The sequence below is a fragment of the Bradyrhizobium sp. SRL28 genome (assembly GCF_018596315.1).
GTDB lineage: Bacteria > Pseudomonadota > Alphaproteobacteria > Rhizobiales > Xanthobacteraceae > Bradyrhizobium.
The window spans coordinates 1-666 of sequence record NZ_JAHEAG010000193.1 but is presented as its reverse complement, the minus strand read 5'-3'; the positions used below and the strand labels follow the sequence as shown (position 1 = coordinate 666).

Genomic DNA, 666 nt, shown 5'->3' with positions numbered 1-666 from the left:
GTGGTTGCGTTGAAGCAAACCACTTTGAGGGGAGCCGTCCATGGGCGAGGTTAGCACGATTGGTCTCGATATTGCGAAGTCAGTCTTCCAGGTTCACGGCGCAGATGTTGATGGCGCGGTTGTGATCCGCAAGCGTGTGAGCCGCGCCAAGGTGCTGGAGTTCTTCTCGACTTTGCCGGCTTGCATTGTTGGCATTGAAGCTTGCCCCAGTGCCCATCATTGGAGCCGTGAGCTCCGGGCGCTCGGCCATACGGTGCGGCTGATGCCGCCCAGTTATGTGAAGGCCTATCTCAAGCGCAGTAAGAACGACGCTAATGATGCTGCGGCGATCTGCGAGGCAGTGACACGTCCGTCGATGCGTTTTGTGCCGACCAAAAGCGAGCAGCAACAATCAGGCCTGATGCTGCATCGCAGCCGACAGCTACTGGTCCGTCAGCGAACGATGCTGTCGAACGCGATCCGCGGTCACCTGGCCGAGCTCGGCATTATCTCGGCAAAGGGCCGCAACGGCACAGCCGAGCTGTTCAAGATCATTGCTGACGCGAAGGATGGTCGGATACCCGCGGCCGCACGGTTCAGCCTCGATGTTCTTGCCCGCCAACACGCCGCGATCGCAGCTGAGATCGGAGCTATCGAGAAGCGCATCCATGCCTGGCATCGTTCAAG

1 protein-coding gene is annotated in these 666 nt (G+C 59.5%); it reads left to right on the top strand.

Annotated features, from left to right (window positions below):
* Positions 1 to 40: 40 nt before the first annotated feature.
* A partial coding sequence (locus KIP88_RS45945; protein ID WP_214494642.1) for an IS110 family transposase occupies positions 41 to 666 on the top strand: 626 nt, incomplete at its 3' end.